General features: G+C 34.6%; 18 protein-coding genes and 1 other annotated feature. Of the genes, 16 read left to right on the top strand and 2 right to left on the bottom strand.

All coding sequences use genetic code 11. The annotated features are described in order from the left end of the window. Window positions 1-62 precede the first annotated feature (62 nt). A complete protein-coding gene (locus tag GMA11_RS03010) occupies window positions 63-683 on the bottom strand; it encodes a helix-turn-helix domain-containing protein (RefSeq protein ID WP_163545736.1) in 621 nt (206 codons plus the stop codon). A gap of 443 nt (window positions 684-1,126) precedes the next feature. On the opposite strand from GMA11_RS03010, the gene GMA11_RS03005 reads away from it, so the two are divergent. From GMA11_RS03005 to srtB, 10 genes are all read left to right on the top strand, one after another. Continuing rightward, window positions 1,127-1,945: a Cof-type HAD-IIB family hydrolase gene (locus GMA11_RS03005; protein WP_163545735.1), complete on the top strand. Its 819-nt coding sequence runs from the start codon at window positions 1,127-1,129 to the stop codon at window positions 1,943-1,945. A gap of 2 nt (window positions 1,946-1,947) precedes the next feature. After that, window positions 1,948-2,976, top strand: a complete 1,029-nt coding sequence (gene ftsY, locus GMA11_RS03000; RefSeq protein WP_163545734.1) for a signal recognition particle-docking protein FtsY — start codon at window positions 1,948-1,950, stop codon at window positions 2,974-2,976. A 71-nt stretch (window positions 2,977-3,047) separates the two neighbouring features. Then, window positions 3,048-4,184 carry a nucleotidyltransferase family protein gene (locus GMA11_RS02995; protein ID WP_163545733.1) on the top strand — a complete coding sequence of 379 codons (1,137 nt, stop codon included), beginning with the start codon at window positions 3,048-3,050 and terminating at the stop codon, window positions 4,182-4,184. Next, window positions 4,171-5,031, top strand: a complete 861-nt coding sequence (locus GMA11_RS02990; RefSeq protein ID WP_205422874.1) for a YitT family protein — start codon at window positions 4,171-4,173, stop codon at window positions 5,029-5,031. Before GMA11_RS02995 ends, GMA11_RS02990 begins: the two co-directional genes overlap by 14 nt. Then, on the top strand, window positions 5,031-5,504 hold the full coding sequence (tadA, locus tag GMA11_RS02985) for a tRNA adenosine(34) deaminase TadA (protein ID WP_163545731.1): 474 nt from the start codon (window positions 5,031-5,033) through the stop codon (window positions 5,502-5,504). Before GMA11_RS02990 ends, tadA begins: the two co-directional genes overlap by 1 nt. Window positions 5,505-5,886: 382 nt before the next feature. Further along, the gene (locus GMA11_RS02980) at window positions 5,887-6,978 is read left to right on the top strand and encodes a PotD/PotF family extracellular solute-binding protein (RefSeq protein ID WP_163545730.1); all 1,092 of its coding nucleotides are present in this window, start codon (window positions 5,887-5,889) and stop codon (window positions 6,976-6,978) included. After that, complete coding sequence (locus GMA11_RS02975) at window positions 6,978-8,567, top strand: amidohydrolase (RefSeq protein ID WP_163545729.1); 1,590 nt, start codon at window positions 6,978-6,980, stop codon at window positions 8,565-8,567. The genes GMA11_RS02980 and GMA11_RS02975 overlap by 1 nt, the downstream gene beginning before the upstream one ends. 60 nt (window positions 8,568-8,627) lie before the next feature. Further along, window positions 8,628-8,825, top strand: a binding site (T-box leader). Between the two features lie 59 nt (window positions 8,826-8,884). Continuing rightward, window positions 8,885-10,825: a threonine--tRNA ligase gene (gene thrS / locus GMA11_RS02970; protein WP_163545728.1), complete on the top strand. Its 1,941-nt coding sequence runs from the start codon at window positions 8,885-8,887 to the stop codon at window positions 10,823-10,825. A 191-nt stretch (window positions 10,826-11,016) separates the two neighbouring features. Then, on the top strand, window positions 11,017-11,433 hold the full coding sequence (locus GMA11_RS02965; protein ID WP_163545727.1) for a GNAT family N-acetyltransferase: 417 nt from the start codon (window positions 11,017-11,019) through the stop codon (window positions 11,431-11,433). Between the two features lie 581 nt (window positions 11,434-12,014). Next, window positions 12,015-12,854, top strand: coding sequence for a class B sortase, LPKTxAVK-specific (gene srtB, locus GMA11_RS02960; RefSeq protein WP_163545772.1), 840 nt, complete (start codon window positions 12,015-12,017; stop codon window positions 12,852-12,854). 45 nt (window positions 12,855-12,899) lie between these two features. Here the strand turns inward: srtB and upp are convergent, their stop codons facing one another. Beyond that, the gene (gene upp, locus GMA11_RS02955; RefSeq protein WP_163545726.1) at window positions 12,900-13,535 is read right to left on the bottom strand and encodes a uracil phosphoribosyltransferase; all 636 of its coding nucleotides are present in this window, start codon (window positions 13,533-13,535) and stop codon (window positions 12,900-12,902) included. Window positions 13,536-13,632: 97 nt separating this feature from the next. Between upp and GMA11_RS02950 the strand changes: the two genes are divergently transcribed. From GMA11_RS02950 to GMA11_RS02925, 6 genes are all read left to right on the top strand, one after another. After that, complete coding sequence (locus tag GMA11_RS02950; protein ID WP_205422873.1) at window positions 13,633-14,220, top strand: DNA-3-methyladenine glycosylase I; 588 nt, start codon at window positions 13,633-13,635, stop codon at window positions 14,218-14,220. A 17-nt stretch (window positions 14,221-14,237) separates the two neighbouring features. Continuing rightward, on the top strand, window positions 14,238-14,810 hold the full coding sequence (xpt, locus tag GMA11_RS02945; RefSeq protein ID WP_163545724.1) for a xanthine phosphoribosyltransferase: 573 nt from the start codon (window positions 14,238-14,240) through the stop codon (window positions 14,808-14,810). A gap of 101 nt (window positions 14,811-14,911) precedes the next feature. Then, window positions 14,912-16,075, top strand: a complete 1,164-nt coding sequence (locus GMA11_RS02940) for a galactokinase (protein ID WP_163545723.1) — start codon at window positions 14,912-14,914, stop codon at window positions 16,073-16,075. A gap of 58 nt (window positions 16,076-16,133) precedes the next feature. Beyond that, window positions 16,134-17,588 carry a UDP-glucose--hexose-1-phosphate uridylyltransferase gene (gene galT / locus GMA11_RS02935; RefSeq protein ID WP_370516571.1) on the top strand — a complete coding sequence of 485 codons (1,455 nt, stop codon included), beginning with the start codon at window positions 16,134-16,136 and terminating at the stop codon, window positions 17,586-17,588. Continuing rightward, window positions 17,589-18,626 carry an aldose epimerase family protein gene (locus GMA11_RS02930; protein ID WP_163545721.1) on the top strand — a complete coding sequence of 346 codons (1,038 nt, stop codon included), beginning with the start codon at window positions 17,589-17,591 and terminating at the stop codon, window positions 18,624-18,626. Between the two features lie 337 nt (window positions 18,627-18,963). Then, on the top strand, window positions 18,964-21,027 hold the full coding sequence (locus GMA11_RS02925) for an SHIRT domain-containing protein (protein ID WP_163545720.1): 2,064 nt from the start codon (window positions 18,964-18,966) through the stop codon (window positions 21,025-21,027). Window positions 21,028-21,079: the final 52 nt, after the last annotated feature.

Below are 21,079 nucleotides of genomic sequence, written 5' to 3'. Positions count from 1 at the left end.
ATATAAAAATGGTGATTGACACTTAAAATGCCAATTCACCATTTTTTATATTAAAGAGATTTTTATAGGGTATTTTGTACCATTTTTCTTTTGATTTTTCGTAATATCCAATAGCAACATAATACATAGATAAACCATAATAGAATATAGAAAACAAAGAGGGAAAAGTCATATCCATAAAATATTGGTAAAAATAAGTCAACGCCTGTTAGTGAGCTAAGGTATATAGAAAAAGGAGTGAAACTAACAAGCCAAATATTGATTTTCCAAAAATGATATTGTTGCTGTTTGGTTATATGAAATAGTTGGATACTTATTTGATGTAATAAAATACTTAAAGTCGTACAAATAATAAAAGCAATAAGGCTTAATATACTGTGTGTAGCATGAAAGATAATAATAGATAAGAAAAGACCTAATGTATTGAGTGTCGTTGACAGTATTATGCTTGTTTTTGCATTGAATAAGGATACATGTGTGGTGGTATTTTTTCCAGTTAATAAATAATCTGTTGTGACATGAAAGTAATCACTTAATAAAATAATGTTATCAATATCAGGCGTACTTTGTTGGCTTTCCCATTTTGAGACAGCCTGCCGAGAAATGTGTAATGCCTCGGCTAATTGTTCTTGTGAAAGTCCTTTTTCTTTTCTTAAACGATAAATGCGTTCATGAATTGTCATGATAATGCCCTCCTTTTGTTTATATGTATAGTAACATACAAAATGGTTGCATAGCTGTATTTTGTGCCTCTCTTTTTGTCAACGAGGCGTTGCATAGATAAAACATAGATAGCATAGATAAAAATATTGTTCGTTTATATTGAATAGGAAAGAATAGTCCCTTTGACATGCCATATCGTGTAGCATAAGCCTTTGTGAGATTTAGGCATTCCCTACCCGATTTATTTGTGAGGGCAAAAAGTAAGTCTAGATTATCATCGAAATCATTTATCAAAAAATAAAATAAGAAAGTAAGCCCCTAACGGTAGCTAGCATATTATTGTTGGCATCTAGGTATCGAGGTGCTTTTGTTTTTACAGTGTTGTATAAGAGAAATGATTAGTAAGTAGAACAAAGGCTCTTTTTTTGCTATAATATAAGGGATTTCTAAATGGAGGTAGACAATGATAAAACTAATAGCAATCGATTTAGACGGCACCTTATTAACAAGTGATAAAACGATTAGTCAAAGAAATAAAGAAGCGATAAAACAAGCAAAAGAACAGGGCATGAAAATTGTGTTGTGCACAGGGCGACCAATTATGGGTATTCGAACATTTTTAGAGGAACTAGATTTGGTATCAGAGCATGACCATTGCATTACGTTTAACGGCGGTTTAGTGCAAGTGACGGAAACGGAGGAAATACTCGCACAAAAAGCTCACACAAAAGCAGATGTGGAGCATATTTATGATGTGTGTTTTTCCGTAGGATTACCGATAAATGCTATTGACTTAGAAAAAGTGTATGAACCAATTTATCCGTCACATAATCGTTCGCTTTATCCAGATATTATCAATAATCTGGTGTTTGAGCGTAGAAATATAGACAGTTTTGATGCAGACCATATGTTTAATAAAGTTGTGTCTTGCTGTCCACAAGATGTATTAGATAGTAAAATAGCTGTATTGCCAGAAACTTTTAAAAATGACTACACATTATTGAAATCTCGTCCAATTTTGTTAGAAATTTTGCCTAAAGACGTTGATAAAGGATATGGGCTGAAATGTTTATGTGAGCTTTTAAATATAAAAGCTGAAGAAGTTTTGGCTTGTGGTGATGAAGAAAATGATTTGGCAATGTTGACGTATGCCGGATATGGTGTTGCAATGGGAAACGCGACACAAGATGTTAAAAATGCTGCCAAATATATAACAGATACAAATGACGCAGACGGTGTGGCAAAAGCCATTGAATTGTATGTGTTGCACAAAGGAGAATAATCATGGGATTTTTTGATCGAATAAAACGTGCGTTTACGGGAGAAGATGAAACACTCATTCAACAAGATACGCAACAAGAAGAAAAGAAAATTATTTTTGAGCAATATGATAAAGGAATGGAGAAAACAAGACGTAGTTTTTCAGAGCGTATCAATGACTTGTTTTCTAGCTTTAAAGGTGTTGATGAAGATTTCTTTGATGAATTGGAAGAAGTGTTTATAACGGCTGATGTAGGCTTTGATATGACGATTGCTTTAACGGACGCATTACGTGAAGACGAAGCTGTATGGCAAGCGAAAAATCCAGAAGCTGTCAAAAAAGCCATTGTCAGACATTTAGTAGCCATTTATGAAAAAGGAGAACAGGTATCATCTAAATTGGCGAAAAGTGCAGATGATTTAACTGTTATTTTATTTGTGGGTGTTAATGGAGTTGGGAAAACAACAACAATTGGTAAATTAGCTTCCAAATTACAAAAAGAGGGGAATAGAGTGCTATTAGCTGCTGGCGATACGTTCCGTGCAGGTGCGATTGAACAAATCGGTGTGTGGGGAGAGCGTATTGGTGTTCCCGTAGTTGAAGGAGATATGGGTGGAGATCCTGCGTCTGTCGTTTTTGATGCAATCAAAAAAGCCAAAGAGGAGCATGTTGATTATTTATTAGTCGATACGGCAGGACGTTTACAAAATAAAGTAAATTTAATGAACGAGTTGGAAAAAATCAAACGTATTATTTCTCGTGAAATTCCAGGTGGAGCACAGGAAGTTTTACTCGTCCTAGATGCGACAACAGGACAAAATGCGTTAATTCAAGCGAAACAGTTCAATGAAACAACGAATATCACAGGTTTAGTATTGACAAAATTAGACGGAACAGCCAAAGGTGGCGTTGTACTAGCCATTCGTCATGAGTTAGATATTCCTGTTAAATTTGTTGGTCTTGGAGAAGGCGTAGAGGACTTAAGAGAATTTGCACCCGATGAGTATATGTATGGTTTAGTTAAAGATTTGATTGACAAACAATATGAATAAATCAGGAGGCTGTGTGACAAAGGGTGTGTCCCTTTGTCACACAGCCAGTATTGATAAATAGGAGGAATTGTGTGAGAGCATGTGCGATTATTGCAGAATATAATCCTTTTCATAATGGGCATGCTTGGCATATTCAACAAGCAAGAGAGCATAGTCAAGCTGACGTGATGATTGCTGTTATGAGTGGGAATTTTACGCAAAGAGGCGATTTAGCGATTTTAAATAAATGGAATAGAGCAAAATTAGCCTTATCTCATGGGGTTGATATGGTTGTTGAATTACCAACAGTTGAGGCTGTTCAATCTGCAGATTTTTTTGCTGAAAATGCTGTGAGAATAGCTCATAAATTACAGTGTCAGTTTATATCATGTGGAGTAGAAAGTGGAACATCTCAAGTGTTTCAAGAAATTGCTGAAGCATTAATGAATCTACCAGAAAAGGATTTTACACAGTCTTATCATACGCAAGTGCTGATGTATTTATCGCAACTATTTCCTACTGAAATGGCAACACTTATATCAACGCCTAATAATCAGTTGGCACTATCTTATATAAAAGCAATTATAAAGCATGACTATTCGATGCAGTTATTACCAATTATACGCACATCTGCCCAGCACTATGATACTCAAGTGGAAAGCAATTCTTGTTTTGCAAGTGGCACAGCAATTCGTCAAAAGGTGCTTTCTCATGAGGACTATATAAGTGTTGTGCCAGAATTATCGTATCGCACGTTACAAAATCATGCAGTACAACTCAAAACAGCGTACGATAAATATTGGGTTATTCTGCAAACCTTAATTATGTCTAAGTCACTAGAGGAATTGCGTTGCGTATATCAAATGGTGGAGGGGATAGAGTATCGTTTGAAAAAATGCGTGTATCATGCGGAAAGTTATGAGCATTTTGTAGAGTTGGTGATGAATAAGCGTTGGAAAAGAGCCAGAGTACAGCGTTTATGTTTATACATTGTGCTAAATATACAAAGTCAAGAGCGACAAGATAGTGTGAGAGTATTGGCGATAAACAACGTAGGAACGCGATATATGAAGCAATTAAAGCACGTAGATTTTATTACACAATTCAAAAAAAATCATGATGAAAAGTGGCATAGACAAATATCATGTGATAAAATATATCAAACATTATGTGAACAATCTGAACAAAATTTTAGGTGGATAGAAAGAGATGCAAATGAAAAAGTTTAAATATTATCAAGATGTAAGGTCTATCGTTTTATTAACTGCGGCAACGCTACTACAAGTGTTTACATTACAGGCTATTTTAACACCCGCTAATTTATTACCGAGTGGTTTTTTAGGTATTTCTGTGCTTATTCAAAATATATCTAAAATGTTTTTACCGACACCTATTCCACTAAATATTTCTTCTCTTGTGCTGAATGTTGTCGTTGCATTTTTGTGTTATAAAGGTTTAAGTAAACGATTTGCATTTTTATCTCTTTTTCAAGTCGTATTATCTAGTTTCTTTTTAAGTATCTTTCATTTTCAACCTATCTTGCACGATGTGATGTTAGCTGTATTATTAGGTGGAGCATTGAATGGTATTTATATTGCATTAGCACTATATGCAGACGGCTCCACAGGAGGAACCGACTTTATCGCATTATACGTGTCGAATAAAAAAGGAAAATCTATTTGGGAGTACGTGTTTGTTGGGAATGTCATTTTATTAATTGTTTTTGCCTTAACAAGTAGTTGGGAACAAGCAGGCTTTTCTATTTTATTCCAATTTGTTGCGACGAAAACATTGGAAAATTTCCACCATCGTTATGAACAGTTGACATTACAAATCACAACAGAAACGCCCGAGAAAATTATGGATTATTATTTTGAGAACTATAAGCATGGCATGTCGTGTATAGAGGGTGTTGGTGGTTATACGCATCGGAAAATTTATATTTTATATACCGTTATTTCTTCTTACGAATTAAAAGAAATTACAAAAGGTATTTTAAATTCAGATCCAAAAGCGATTATCAATGTGATGAGTACCGAACAATTTTATGGTAACTTTTATCGGGAGAAACACTAATGACCGAAAAAGAATATTTTATGAGAGAAGCCTTGAAAGAAGCTCAAAAAGCGTATGATTTAGATGAAGTACCTATCGGTGCCGTTGTTGTGTATAAAGGTGAGGTCATTGGTAGAGGATACAACTTACGAGAAAAGGAACAAGATGCGACACTTCATGCAGAAATAAAAGCGATCCGTCAAGCAAATGCGCACTTAGGGAATTGGCGTTTAGAAGAGTGTGAGTTATTTGTTACTTTAGAACCGTGTCCAATGTGCAGTGGTGCCATTATTTTATCAAGACTAAAAAAAGTAACCTTTGGTGCTTTTGATCCAAAAGCAGGAACATGCGGTACTTTTATGAATTTAGTTCAAGATAGTCGGTTTAATCATCAAGCCGAGGTGGAAAGTGGCGTACTAGAAGAAGAGTGTAAGGCTCTTCTACAGCGGTTTTTTAAAGAACTACGAGAACGTAAAAAACAGATAAATATATAAAAATTGTGTTGGAGTTTTTGCCCCAACACAATTTTTTGGTAAAGTATTTCTTTCTCCCGATACGTTGTATTGAAGTGCGTACTATTCGATGCAAAGTACATCTAGTAAAAATACTACTACTTCTAATTTTTGTTTAAAAGAATTGTCTACCATTTTATTCTTTTTGCTTGTTTATATTTATGTTGTATTGTAGAATAATTTTAAGAAATAATCTTATTTCTCTAGCAATTCCTAGTAAGATGAGTAGTGTCGCTATTACTTTTTCGTCTACTAGGTTTTTTATTTTGTATAAAGAAATAAAATTTCTTTATATTTTGATAGCATATTTTTTTAAAAATAGGTATACTTAGAACGTTAAAATAGTATAGGAAAGAGGGTTAGTATGAAAAAATTAGGATTATTCTTTGGTAGTATTCTAGCTGCTGTGTCTATTCTTTTTTTTATGAAATTCGCTTTAGAGCAAGAGCGTGCATCTTCTGTTGGTGTAGAAGTTGATGCACAAAAACCGCTGTATATTTTTAACTGGGGCGATTATATTGACCCTGAGTTAATAAAAGAATTTGAAGAAAAAACAGGATACTCCGTTGTTTATGAAACGTTCGATTCTAATGATGCAATGGAAGCAAAATTAAAACAAGGTGGTACACCGTATGATCTTATTTTTCCAAGTGAGTCACGTGTCCCAAAACTATTAGAAGAAAACTTATTAAAACCACTTGATAAGTCTAAAATTATCGGGTTAGAAACACTTTCTCCCGCCTTGATGAATCAAAATTTTGATAGAGATAATCAATACACAATCCCATATTTTTGGGGAACGATTGGTATTATGGTCAATACAGAAATGGTCGATGCTGAAAAAATTACGACCTGGAAAGATTTATGGGATTCAGAATATAAAAATAATATTTTAGTGTTGGACAATTTCCATGAAATGTTAGGATTGACTTTACAAAGTATGGGATATTCATTGAATACACAAGATGAAGAGAAAATAAAAGAAGCAACACAACGATTGATTGCATTAAGTCCGAATATACGAGCGGTTTTAACAGATGAGATAAAACCTTTGTTAGTAGCGGGTGAAGCGGCGATTGGAATTGGTTACTCAGGAGATGCAGCTGCTGTTATTGCATCTAATCCAGCCATTACGTACATTATTCCAAAAGATGGTAGTGCTGTTTGGACAGATAATTTTGCTATTCCGCATACAGCAAAAAATATTGAAGGTGCTTATGCGTTTATTAACTTTATGTTAGAGCCTGAGCATGCAGCTAAAAATGCTGAGTATGTTGGGTATACAACACCAAGTCAAGCGGCTAGAGAATTATTACCTGAGGAAATGACAAGCGATACGATGTTCTATCCGTCAGATGATGTATTAAATGAATTGGAACATTATGAACATTTAGGTAAGCATTGGATAGAATTTTATAATGAACAATTTTTAAACTTTAAAATGGAGTTATCATAATGCATTATATTTTAAAAAGCAAAGCGATATTTGATACCGAAAAGAAAGAAACATTTTCTGGTGGCATTGAAATAAAAGATGGTTATATTACAGCTGTTTATCAACAAACTATCCCAACTAATAGAGGGTGCGATATTATTGATTGTGGTAGCCAAATGATTATTCCGTCTTTTATCGATGCACATGTTCATTTTTACTTGGCAAGTTTGGTTTATAACAAACGCTTAACAGTTGTATCTGGTCGTTCTCCCGAAGAAGTTGCTAAACAAGCAGAAACATTACCTATTCAAAATGGGTGGCGTATTGGTATTGGGTGGTATGCGAGTGATTTTGGACAACAAGTTTACCCAACAAGATGGCAATTAGATGCAACAACACACGATGTTCCGACTTTATTGATTTCAGGAGATGCACATACGATTTGGCTAAACTCAGCCGGTATGAACGCGTTAAATATTACACCAGAAACATTACCGAAAGAAATTACAGGGGAACGTTTTTATGAGAACAATGTGTTAACAGGTGTGTTTTTAGAAGCGATTGCGATTTATTACTTAGCAAAAGTGTTGGAAATATTTCACGAAACGGCAACAGAGGATTGTTTGATGTATATGAAACAATTAAATCAAATGGGAATAACGGCTGTGGGAGATGTCGCTTTAACCGGTGAAAGCCCAGATGATTTAGTATATCCACATTTATATGCACATCAACAAGCAACTGTACGCATCAATTTCTTTCCAGCAATGCGTGAGGAAACACAGCATTTGGATACACTGTCTTCTAAGTATACGTCGCCTATGCTCCAAATGTCAGGTGTGAAACAATTTTTTGACGGTGTGACAAGTTCACATACAGCATTATTAAAAGAACCTTATGCCAATCCCTACCATGCTCATGATGTGGGTATTCCCTTAATTCCTATTGAAAAGATGCGTCGACTAATTCATCTTGCAAATCAAAAGGGTTTCCCAATCCGTATTCACGCCATTGGCGATAAAGCCATTCAGCTCACATTAACATATTTAAAAGAAGCACAAGAAAAATATCCACTTTCAAAAGGCAATAATACGGTTGAACATCTAGAAGTCATGGACTTAGCCGATTTACCATTGGTGACACAGCCAAACTTAGTATTATCTGTTCAACCAAGCCATTTGCTTGTAGGATATGACACGCTCGATGAAGAAGTTGGTCCAATCAGAGCAAAGGATATGTTCCCATTTCAGACCTTTCATGATGTTGGGGCAACATTAGGATTTGGAACAGATGTGCCGGTGGTTGTTGATGTGACACCATTGGAAAGTCTTTACTATGCTGTTGCTCGTAAAACGACAAACGGTTTACCAGAGGGAGAGGCTTTAATGAGTCATCAAAAAATAAGTATTGCTGATGCATTAGTAGCACATACAAGTGGAGCAGCTGCGGCAATTAGTCGAGATGATGTAGGTACGATTTGCGTCGGTAAACGAGCCGATTTAGCCATATTAAGTGATAATATATTGCATCTATCAAATCCACAAGATATTTTAAATGTACAAGTTCATAAAACCATTCTTAATGGTGACATTGTGTATCAAAAAATATAAAAAAATGATTGAAACAACTTGCAATTTCTGAAAAGAAATGGTTTAATAACAACATAATATTAACATTTATTGATAAAGACACGATTGATTAGTGAGCATTTTAGAGAGAATCGGCTAGGTGAAACGATTTATGTAACTAATGAATTACCACTTTTGAAAAGTTATTTTGAAAAATAACCGCTAGTTGCGTTACAACAAATGAGTGTTCGTCTGTTGACGAATAAAATGGGTGGAACCACGTATCATAGCGTCCCATTTCTAAGCCTCGGCTTAGAAATGGGATTTTTTGTGTTTATCAATAGAAAAAGGAGAATAAGATGATTAAAGTAACATTTCCAGACGGTGCTGTTCGTGAGTACGAGCAAGGCACAACACCTCATAATATTGCCAAAGAAATTAGTTCTGGTTTAGCTAAAAAAATGTTGGCTGCTAAATATAACGGAGAATTGATTGATTATAATCGTCCTTTAGAAAGTGACGGTCGTATTGAATTGGTAACACCTGAGCATGAAGATGCATTAGGAATTTTACGTCATTCAACAGCACATTTATTAGCACATGCCTTAACACGTCTATACCCAAATATCCATTTTGGTGTAGGTCCTGCCATTGAAACAGGATTTTACTATGACACAGATATGGAAGTGCAATTATCTGAAGATGAATTGCCAAAAGTTGAAGCTGAGATGATGAATATTGTGAAAGCTAATTTCCCTATCGAGCGTCGTGTTGTGACAAAAGAGGAAGCCTTAACGATTTTTGCCAAAGACCCTTATAAAGTAGAGCTTATTCACGCATTACCAGACAATGAAACAATCACTGTCTATCAACAAGAAAACTTCATTGATTTATGTCGTGGTATTCATGTGCCATCAACTGGTCGCATTCAAGTCTTTAAATTATTGTCACTTGCGGGTGCTTATTGGAGAGGTAATTCTGATAACAAAATGATGCAACGTGTTTATGGAACAGCCTTTTTTGACAAAAAAGATTTGGCCGAGTTTTTGAAAATGCGTGAGGAAGCTAAAGAGCGTGATCACCGTAAATTAGGAAAAGAATTAGACTTGTTTATGGTGTCTCAAAAAGTAGGTTCAGGTCTACCGTTCTGGTTACCAAAAGGTGCGACTATCCGTCGTGCTGTTGAGCGTTATATCGTGGATAAAGAAATTAGCTTAGGATACCAACATGTGTATACACCAGTTATGGCTGATGTTGAGTTATATAAAACATCAGGTCACTGGGCACATTATAAAGATGATATGTTTCCTCCAATGGACATGGGCGATGGAGAGATGTTAGTATTGCGTCCGATGAACTGTCCGCATCACATGATGGTTTATAAAAACGATATTCATAGTTACCGTGAATTACCAATTCGTATTGCTGAATTGGGTATGATGCACCGTTACGAGAAAAGTGGTGCTTTATCTGGTTTACAACGTGTACGTGAGATGACATTAAACGATGCACATGTGTTCGTACGTCCAGACCAAATTAAAGATGAATTTAAACGTACATTAGAGTTAATTCGTGCTGTATACGAAGATTTTAACATTAAAGATTATCGTTTCCGTCTAAGTTATCGTGATCCAGAAGATAAAGAAAAATACTTTGATGATGATGCTATGTGGAACAAAGCAGAAAGTATGTTGAAAGAAGCAATGGATGAATTAGGATTAACATATTTTGAAGCAACTGGTGAAGCTGCCTTCTATGGACCAAAATTAGACGTTCAGTTCAAAACAGCTATGGGCTTAGAAGAAACAATGTCTACTATTCAGTTGGACTTCTTATTACCTGAGCGTTTTGATTTAACATATGTTGGTGAAGATGGCGAAAATACACATCGTCCAGTCGTTATTCACCGTGGGGTTGTATCGACAATGGAACGCTTTGTTGCCTACTTAATTGAAGAATATAAAGGTGCATTCCCTACATGGTTAGCTCCTGTTCAAGCAACAGTTATTCCAGTTAACTTTGATTTACATGCTGAATATGCACGTCAATTAACAGAACAATTACAACGTATTGGTATGCGTATTGACCTAGATTTACGCTATGAGAAAATGGGTTATAAAATTCGTGCTTCTCAAACACAAAAAATCCCATATCAATTAGTAGTGGGAGATCAAGAAGCGCAAAATCATTCCGTCACTGTTCGTCGCTATGGTTCAAAAGATACAGTGACCATGAGTGTTGATGAGTTTATTGCAAAAGTACAACATGAAATTAGCCAATTTAGTCGTCCAGTTGAATAATCAAGAAAAGCCTTGTATACTTTGTGTATGCAAGGTCTTTTTTGATAAAAATATTTTATTTTCACCTAAATTGTTTCGTGATGAAAAAACTAGATTAGGGGGTGTCGAAAGAGTATATAAGAAAAAGTAAATGTTAATGTCTGTCATTCATAATTTGAGATGAAAGGGGTACGAAAATGATTACATATAGTATGACAAAAGAAATAACAGATGAGCAATTAAGACAGCTATATACATCTGTCGGGTGGTGTGCCTACACCAATACATTTGATGATTTATCTATTTTGTTGGACAAAGCAATACAAGTTATTACAGCATGGGACGATAATAAATTGGTTGGTCTAATACGTACGATAGGCGACGGCGTATATGTAGAAGTGATACAAGATTTGTTGGTGCTTCCAGAATATCAAGGAAACGGAATAGGGAAATATTTATTAACAAGAGCATGTGAGGGAGCAGAAGACAAAAAGCAAGTCTTTTTATTAACAGAAAGTGGTGCTGAAAATAAAAAAGCTTTATCGTTTTATTCAAAGCAGCCTTATTTCAGTGCATTTTCAGGCATTTCGATTACTGGTTTTTACAAAACGCAGCATATATTAAAATAAAATATGTTGCTACTCTGTACTTTACGATTAGAAATAGATAATTTTTTAGACTTTATTTAAGGTTACTTTAAGCTAGCATGTTTATACTTATCTTAAATCAAGGGTAACCTTGAATAAAAACAATGAAAATTGTTATTCCCTAATAAACACTTTCTTTTCAGAATATCTCTCATAAATATCGAAAAGAAAAATATGTCAGGACATCAACTCTCCCTATTTGATGCCTTGAACATAAATATTTCCCCCTTTTTAACACCCGTTTTAGCGGGTGTTTTTTGATGCGATATTAGAAAAGTAGTAAGTTTAAGGTTGTTTTCAGATAGAGAGTATATACTAAAGACAAATCAAGAGAATCTTGATTGAAAAACACCCAAATGATTTTCTCATAGACCTTTATTTCCCGTAAAGGTAAACCGTATAATGTTACTCCCTAAAACATTTTACAATTCATATTTCCCCCTTTTTTAACACCCGTTTTAACGGGTGTTTTTGTTTTGTAATCCTTTTTAATAGAAAAAGTTGACTTCATAGCTAGGTAGCTATATTATTGTAAATGCAAAAGGAGGATTTTTATGAAAAGTATGGAAACAGATGAACAAACTCAAACAAAACCAAAATGGTCTAAAAAAATTATAGCTCTTATTGTATTTTTATTAACGATTTTAACAATGACGATTTATGTTGTTTCACAATCTACGGTACATGCACCTGCACCTGAAACAACAACCACGACCACGACAACGAAGCAAGTATATAAACAAACAGAAGAAGAAAAAGCATTTCTAAAGAAAAAGTTTGAAGAGTTAGCGAATGTGAATAAAGAAGTGATTGCGTATCTTTATTTGCCTGGAACAAAATTAGATGAGCCAGTTGTTCAAACCTCTGATAATTTTACATATTTGGAAAAAACATTCGAAGGAGAACAAGTACCGTTTCTGGGAGCTGTTTTTATGGATACGAATAATCAGAAAGATTTTAGTGATCGTTTAACATGGTTATTTGCACACGCAAGAGGAAGTAAAGTGCCGGACAACCGTATGTTTAATGATGTTAACTATTATGATAAGCAAGAATTTTTTGATGCGCATCCATTTGTTGTGGTGGAAACGCCAGAGAAAAAGTTATATTATCAAGCAGTGGCAATGGTCATTGTACCAGAAACAACAGCATTTTATCGTACAACATTTAAAGACGATGATGATTTTTTAACACAATTAGAACAAATTAAAAAAGATGCACAAGTAAAAAATGAATCTATTCAAATTAAAGCAAGTGATAAATACATGGTTTTATCAACATGCCGAGAAGAAGATGATACATTACGTGCCAATTTATATGTACGACAAATACCCGAAGATGAATTACAAGATTTCTTGATGAAAAACAAAGAGAAATTAAAATATGTGAAAACAAGAGAATAATATAAAAATGCACCAAAGCACTGTGTATGCTTTGGTGCATTTGTGTTATTTTGTACCAAATAATCTGTCGCCAGCATCGCCTAAACCTGGTAAAATATAACCATTTTCGTTTAAACGTTCATCTAAACAAGCTGTATAAATATCAATACCTGGATGTGCACTTCTTAATACAGCAACACCTTCTGGTGCAGCTACTAAACAAACGAATTTAATAGAGGATGGTTGAGCACCACGTTTTAATAATGCATCAATCGCAGCTACGGCAGAGCCCCCTGTTGCTAACATTGGGTCTACAACGAATAATTGACGCTCCGCAATATCAGATGGTAGTTTTACAAAGTATTCAACTGGCTCCAAAGTATCATGGTCACGGTACATCCCAACATGTCCTACTTTTGCAGCAGGGATAAGTTCTAAAATACCGTCTACCATACCTAACCCAGCACGTAAAATAGGCACAACAGCAACTTTTTTACCTGATAATGTTTTTTGAACAGTTTTCACTAAAGGTGTTTCAATTTCAATGTCCTCTAATGGCAATTCACGAGATACTTCATAAGCCATTAACATTGAAATTTCATTAACAACCTCTCTGAACACTTTTGTTCCACAATCTTTTTCACGAATCATTGTTAATTTGTGTTGAATTAACGGATGATCCAATACCATAAATTTACCCATTGTACTGACCTCTCTTTTCTTATACTTGTTCCATTCTATATGAAATTTTTGATTTTTTCCAGTATTTTTTATAGTATAGTTAAAAGGAGAGATGAACATGACAATATGCGATTGGGCATTGCACAGCACACTTGAAAATGTCTATCATGACACAGAGTGGGGTATACCGAAAACAGATGATCAAGAATTGTTTGAATTGTTGATATTAGAGGGAATGCAGGCAGGGTTGAGTTGGCATTTAATTTTAAAAAGACGTGAAAATATGCGACAAATACTTGAGCAATTTGATTATCATAAATTGGCGATGTATACAGATGAACAATTAGATATGCTTCTGCAAGACACACGTTTGATACGAAATAAACTAAAAATTTATGCAATTAGAACAAATGCACAATGTTTTCTACAAATACAAAAAGATTACGGTTCATTCGCACGCTATATTTGGAAATTTGTCGATTATCAACCTATCCAAAATAAATGGGCAACTATTGAACAAGTTCCTTGCTTTTCATCTTTATCCGATAAAATTAGTAAAGAGTTGAAAAAACGGGGATTTAAATTTATCGGGACAAAAATCATTTATTCCTTTTTACAAGCGAGTGGAATGATTAACGATCATCTAACAAGTTGTCCTTGTTATTCGTTGAAAAAATATGATAGAATTAACCTTAAAAAACAATAAAAATGGAGTATATCAACATGGAACTATTAAAGCAAATGGTGTTAAAGTATGGAAAAGTATATCCGAATAATGTGTTAAAAGTAGATTCATTTGTTAATCATCAAATTGATGCCCCATTGATGAAACAAGCAGGCGATACTTTTTTTGAACATTTTAAAGAAACAGGCGTGACAAAAGTATTAACGATTGAAGCAAGTGGTATTGCTCCTGCTATTATGACTGCACTATCATTTGGTGTCCCAATGGTATTTGCTAAAAAAACATTGCCAACTACTTTGACGAAAGATACTTTATATAGTACAGAAATTTATAGTTACACAAAGAATATGACGAGTAAAGTTATTTTATCGAAGGAGTATTTAAGTAAAGGCGACAAGGTGTTAATTATTGATGACTTTCTAGCAAATGGTGGAGCTGTTCTCGGATTAGACGATATTGTCAAGCAAGCGGGTGCTGAAACAGTGGGTGTAGGTATTTTGATTGAAAAAGCATTTCAAGATGGTCGTCAAAAACTAGAAGAAGCAGGGTTTGATGTATATTCTTTATGCCGTATTGCCTCTTTAGAAGATGAAAGTATTACATTTTTGTAAAAAACTACGTATTTCTTTAGAAATACGTAGTTTTTTATTGATTATTTTTATAGGAAGCGTTAACATGTAGGTGACTTAATATATTAAGGAGGGGTTTCTGAATGTTTAATACTTTAGAAAGTAAATTTGAAACATTATTTCATACAAAAGAGCATCATAATTTTTTTGCTCCGGGACGTATCAATCTGATTGGTGAACATACCGATTATAATGGAGGATATGTTTTTCCTTGTGCGATTACATTGGGTACATACGCTGTCGCGAGTAAAAGAGAAGACACAAAGTTAATGTTGTATTCCGAAAATTTTTCAGCAGACGGTGTTGTTGAATGTGATTTGACGGATTTAACACATTCGACAACATATACATGGACAAACTACGTTAAAGGTATGATTTTATACTTAAAAGAAGCAGGATATACTATTCGCACAGGTGCCAATATCGTCTTTTATGGAAATATTCCAAATGGTTCAGGGTTATCGTCATCAGCATCGTTTGAATTGTTGATTGGTGTTATTTTTAAAGGATTATATCAATTAGATATTGAGATGATTGACTTAGTGAAATTGGGCAAAAAAGTAGAAAATGATTTTATCGGTGTTCAATCGGGTATTATGGATCAATTTGCTGTAGGTATGGGTAAAGAAAATCATGCAATAAGATTAGATTGCCAAACACTTGAGTATACATTAGTACCAGTGGACTTAAAAGATAATGTCATTGTCATCATGAATACGAATAAACGTCGTGAGTTGGCAGATTCTAAATACAACGAACGTTTCAATGAAACAAGACAAGCGTTAAAAGAATTGCAAACACGGGTATCAATTCAAACATTGGCAGATTTAACGATAGATATTTTTGAAGCAAATAAAGATGTTCTGTCATCTGAAGTATTAGTAAAACGTGCAAGACACGCAGTAAGTGAAAATCAACGAACTATTGAAGCCACTGAAAAATTAAGAGCAGGGGATTTAGTTGGGTTTGGAGAATTGATGAAACAGTCGCATTTATCCACAGAATTAGATTATGAAGTAACGGGTAAAGAGTTGGATACATTGGTTCATACAGCATGGGAACAAGAAGGCGTAATCGGTGCAAGAATGACTGGAGCAGGTTTTGGAGGTTGTGCGATTGCCATTGTTCAAAAAGATAAAGTAGATGCTTTTCAACAAGCTGTTGAAGACGTATATGTGAAAGAAATTGGATATAAACCTTCCTTTTACATTGCAGAAATTAGTAATGGGGCTGCACTAAAACAATAATCGTACGAACTCAAAAGATAGTCGTCTTTTGAGTTCTTGTAGTTGTGTAAAAGGAGATATGAATATGGATGTGTATATCAATAAATTTATAAAAAAAGCTGTTCAAGACAATTACATTGACCGATTAGATGAAGTGGTTCAAACGAACCGTTTATTACATGTATTGCAAAAAGATGCTTATGAGCCAATGCATGATGTCCTTTTAGACATGTCTTATCAAGAGCTTTTGGATAAATTCGTTGAAGATGCGATAAAAAGAGGTGTTATTGATACATCATTAGCACAAAAAGAACAGTTAGAAGCAGAGATTATGTCAGTCATAACCCCGCTACCGTCTGTTGTCAATCATGTTTTTTGGGATAAATATATGCAATCTAAAGAATTAGCAACACGTTATTTTTTCCAGTTAAGTCAAGATAATGATTATATAAAAACAAGGGCTATCCAAAAAAATATATCATTTTCTCATGACAGTCGATACGGCACATTGGAAATAACGATTAACTTATCTAAGCCAGAAAAAGACCCTAAAGATATTGCAAAAGCTAGACAGATGACGCAAGTGTCTTATCCCGAGTCGCAATTAACGATGACAAATGAGGGATATTATGGACGAATAAATCATCCTGCACGAAGTAATCATCGTATTATTCGTTTATGTTTAGGAGAGGATAAATGGGGATTCCAGTATTCTCCGTATGCTTATTTTAATGAGCACAGTATTTTTTTAAGTCAAGAGGTACGTCCGATGAATGTGAATAAGACGTGTTTGGCGAATTTATTGCATATTGTAGAAATATTTCCGCATTATTTTGTGGGTTCAAATGCAGGTTTACCAATTGTGGGAGGTTCAATTTTATCGCATGACCATTATCAAGCAGGTAGACATGAGTTTCCAATGGATAATGCTAGAGAAATACCTATCGAGGAGATAAAAGGTGTAAAAGCCTCACTATTGTACTGGCCTTTATCTGTTATTCGTTTGAAAGATGTATCAATTGACAAATTGATTGATGCAGGTGGGCATATTTTATCCGTTTGGAAAGCATATAGTGATGAAACAGTCGATATAAAAGCAAGTACAAATGGTGTACCGCATAATACCGTCACACCAATCGCACGGTATAAAAACAACATGTATGAGCTGGATATTGTTCTTAGAAATAATCGTACAAGCAGTGAATATCCAGACGGTATTTTCCATCCACATCCCGATGTACAACACATAAAAAAAGAAAATATTGGCTTAATTGAAGTAATGGGTCTAGCCATTTTACCACCAAGATTAAAAGAAGAATTAAAAGTGGTACAAGATTATTTGGATGGAAAAGATGTATGTGTCAATCCAATTCATACAGAATGGGCAATGTTATTGAAAGATAAAGGAATATCGGTTGAGCAAGGTGTTGGACAAGTATTTGAACGTGTTTTAGAAGATGCTGGTGTCTTTAAGCAAACAGTAGTCGGGCAGGAGGCATTTTATCGATTTATAGAAGAAATAAGGAGGTCATAAATGAAACCTTTTAGAAAAGCAGTTATTGGAGAAATAAATGGTGAACCAGTAGATGTCTATACATTGGAAACAAAAAAAGGGCATCGACTTAGTGTGATGTCGTATGGTGCAACTGTTTTAGAGTATACTATGCCGGATAGAAATGGTGTGTTTGAAAATGTTGTTGTACGCTATGATACATTTGAGGAATATATTGATAATGCTATGAAACTTGGTGCAGCAATAGGTCCAGTGGCAGGGCGTATTGCCAATGGAGAGTTTAAACTGAATGGTATGGTGTATCATTTACCTAAAAATAACAATGGTAACCATTTACATGGAGGAAGTACAGGTTTTGATAGTGCCATGTTTAAAGCCGTTCAAGTGTGCGATGATGAAGTTGTTTTTTATTTACACCGTCAACGCAATACGGGTGGGTATCCTGGAGAATTACGTACATGGATTCACTATCGCATATTTGAAGATGGGCAGTGGCGTATCCGCTATGTTGTAAAAACAGATACAGATACTTTAGTGAATCCAACGAATCATAGTTATTTTAATTTAAATGGACGATTAGATATTGGTGTTAGCAATCATCACTTGACTGTGAATGCTACGGGATATACAGAACTAAATGATGTACAAATTCCAACTGGTAAAATAGATAGAGATGCAGATTTTTTAAAAGCGTTACAAAAAGGGGAAAACTTGAGTGTCATTTTTAAAAGTGAACACCCTCAAATTCAAGCTGCTGGAGGATTAGATCATGCGTTTGTATTAAATCCATTAGAAAGGGTAGCTGGTATTATTTCTTGTGAACAAACAGGCAGACAACTTATAATTGAAACAACCTCACCTGCAATGGTTGTATATACAGCAAATGGTTATGATGATAAGACATTCTTTGGAGGTAAAAAACCTGTAGAGCATGTAGGTATTGCGATTGAAACACAAATATTGCCAGATGCTATCAATCAAAAGTCTTTTGGAGATACTATTTTACGTTTAGGGCATACGTTTGAATCAGAAACGACGTATACGCCTTGTGTGTATTAAAAATAGATAAATAACGTGTAATGAGAGATGACTTTTTTTACACGTTATTTTTATTTTCTGTTTTTTTGTCTAAAAACACGAATATTTTAAATTTTTTTTGTTAAAAAACATTAAATCTAATTATATTTTTCTTTATGTTATGGTATAATTCTTATAAAAAATAAGATTTTTTATAAGAGATCCTTTTCTAGAAGGGATAAAAGCTTTTTGTTTCTTGAAAAAATAAATTCTTTTTCAGAAAACTCCTAAGTAGATTGTTCAATATATGATGTGGGAGGCTAGGGTTACATTCTTTTTAGTGTATGTGAGGTATTATAAAAGTGAAAGGAGAAATATTTTGAAAGAAAATAGATTTTATAAACGCGTTTGTACAAAAAGTATGGTGGCATTGATGGCTACTTTTGTGATGGCAGGAACCGTATTACAAACACAAAATGCATATGCGGTTAATGGTAACTTAAAAATTACTGGTATACCACTCATTGGGAGTTTGGACATACCTGCAACGATTAATATCAATCAAGAGAAATCTGCTAGTGACACAATTAGTGGTTCACCAATTTTAGAACACCATAATTTTGAAACAGAGAATAAAACAAAACAAGTACTTGTAACGTCACCAACTACTGAAGATAGCTTGTTTAAATTTAATTCGACATTTCAAATGAAACAATCGCAAAGTCTTATTATTGCGACTCTTTGGGGAGCTTTACTTAAACCAGATTTATCGGATGCAGCAACGCTTGCTGAACTAGCTAAAGCTCAACCGGGAGGAGCAACATCTTATGTTGACTTAAAAGTAACGCTGGATGATCGTTTATCTTATACAGATGCAAATGGTTTAATTCAAAAAGCGTATTTCACATCAGAAACATGGCGACCAGTATATATATTTGATTCACAATACAATCAATTAGCAGATGTTAAGGATACATATGTTGAGAATGTCGCACGTAAAGAATTTGATATTCCAACACATCATGTTAAGGAATTTATTATTCGTGTTGTCCCTATTGCTAATAAGACTTTTTCGGCAGCACAACAAGATACACCGATGTCATTTGGTTTTGATACAGAGGGCACTAATAATTTTAAAGTAAGTGCACAAGATGCCAATGCGATTGCTGCGAATCGTCGTATGATGACCGATGACGAAAAAACAGAAGAAAAACGTATTGTAGAAAAAGATTTAAATATGGCTGCTAATAAATTAACGCCAACTGAAATTGAAACATTAAGAAAATACAATATTTTCGTAACTGGAGAAATTGGTGGGAAAGTATGGGGGGGAGTGGGACGGCTTATACTCCCAGCAGATGTAAACAATATTTTGCCGCCAGCTGGAGTGGCCGTTACTTTTGCTAATCCAGAAGTGACCTTTATGAAAAATATTGAAACAGATGTAACAAAAGATAAAATTGCTAGTGTGTATGTGGATTACAACAAAACGATTCCAAATGATACATTGACAGACCAAAATGTACCTGCTAATCCAACACGAGATGGTTATATATTTGTTGGGTGGAGTGAGAATAAAGATTCTAAAACAGCAGATTTTGACCCTGAAACAGCAGTTATTACAGAAAATAAAACGGTCTATGCGATATGGTCTCAAGGTTTTAATGTGACATATAACTTTGAAAAACAACAAGGTGTTACTCTAGAGTTGCCACAAGCGATTCAAGATAGATTAGCTGATAAAAATAAAACAGATGTCTTAATAGGTAGTGAAGTAGACACACAAGGTATTGATACAAGTGAGTATGAAGATAAAGACAATAAAGGGGTGTGGACATTTGTATCTTGGGATAAAGAGAAAGCGACAGTGACGAATGCAGATGTTGTATTTAAGGGTACATGGGACTTCAAATTACATAAATATGAATTGGGGGACCCGGAAACACCAGATAAACCGATTTTAGAAATACGCACGGCAACCTATGTCTTTAAAGAAAAAACAGGAAAAGATTTACCACAAGTATTGAAAGATCGTTTGGCTAATACAAATGTGCTTGGTGTAGATGGACAAGAGGTGAATGTATCAGCGATTGATACCTCAAGTTATACAGATCAATCTGGCACATGGACATTTATTGCTTGGGATAAAGAGAAAGCGGCATTTAACAAAGAGAATCTTGTATTTGTTGGAGAGTGGGTATTTACACCAATAAAAGACGAAACAACCACTACGACAACTATCACACAAAAACCAAAACCTATTATTCCGTCAAAACAAACAACGACAAGTACAACGACAATGACAATGACTGAAAAAGAAAAACCAACTCAATCAACTCTACCACATACAGGAGATGTATCAGGCGTGTCTACTATATTATTTGGGTTAAGTGCTATTTTAAGTGCAATTGGCTTATCTAAAAAATCAGCTCGTAAACGTTAAATATATTTTTGAAAATGAGTGAGTTCATGTGGACTCGCTCATTTTTACTTTA

Source organism: Granulicatella sp. zg-ZJ (assembly GCF_010892355.1).
GTDB lineage: Bacteria > Bacillota > Bacilli > Lactobacillales > Aerococcaceae > WM01.
Note: the sequence above shows the minus strand (reverse complement) of the source record. Positions and strands in the feature narration are given on the sequence as shown.

Coding starts and splice junctions, on each gene's coding strand:
- GMA11_RS03010 (WP_163545736.1), bottom strand. CDS start 683: ATGACAATTCATGAACGCATTTATCGTTTAAGAAAAGAAAAAGGACTT.
- srtB (WP_163545772.1), top strand. CDS start 12,015: ATGGAAACAGATGAACAAACTCAAACAAAACCAAAATGGTCTAAAAAA.
- GMA11_RS03005 (WP_163545735.1), top strand. CDS start 1,127: ATGATAAAACTAATAGCAATCGATTTAGACGGCACCTTATTAACAAGT.
- upp (WP_163545726.1), bottom strand. CDS start 13,535: ATGGGTAAATTTATGGTATTGGATCATCCGTTAATTCAACACAAATTA.
- GMA11_RS02965 (WP_163545727.1), top strand. CDS start 11,017: ATGACAAAAGAAATAACAGATGAGCAATTAAGACAGCTATATACATCT.
- thrS (WP_163545728.1), top strand. CDS start 8,885: ATGATTAAAGTAACATTTCCAGACGGTGCTGTTCGTGAGTACGAGCAA.
- galT (WP_370516571.1), top strand. CDS start 16,134: ATGAATATGGATGTGTATATCAATAAATTTATAAAAAAAGCTGTTCAA.
- GMA11_RS02980 (WP_163545730.1), top strand. CDS start 5,887: ATGAAAAAATTAGGATTATTCTTTGGTAGTATTCTAGCTGCTGTGTCT.
- GMA11_RS02930 (WP_163545721.1), top strand. CDS start 17,589: ATGAAACCTTTTAGAAAAGCAGTTATTGGAGAAATAAATGGTGAACCA.
- GMA11_RS02950 (WP_205422873.1), top strand. CDS start 13,633: ATGACAATATGCGATTGGGCATTGCACAGCACACTTGAAAATGTCTAT.
- GMA11_RS02940 (WP_163545723.1), top strand. CDS start 14,912: ATGTTTAATACTTTAGAAAGTAAATTTGAAACATTATTTCATACAAAA.
- tadA (WP_163545731.1), top strand. CDS start 5,031: ATGACCGAAAAAGAATATTTTATGAGAGAAGCCTTGAAAGAAGCTCAA.
- xpt (WP_163545724.1), top strand. CDS start 14,238: ATGGAACTATTAAAGCAAATGGTGTTAAAGTATGGAAAAGTATATCCG.
- GMA11_RS02975 (WP_163545729.1), top strand. CDS start 6,978: ATGCATTATATTTTAAAAAGCAAAGCGATATTTGATACCGAAAAGAAA.
- GMA11_RS02990 (WP_205422874.1), top strand. CDS start 4,171: ATGAAAAAGTTTAAATATTATCAAGATGTAAGGTCTATCGTTTTATTA.
- ftsY (WP_163545734.1), top strand. CDS start 1,948: ATGGGATTTTTTGATCGAATAAAACGTGCGTTTACGGGAGAAGATGAA.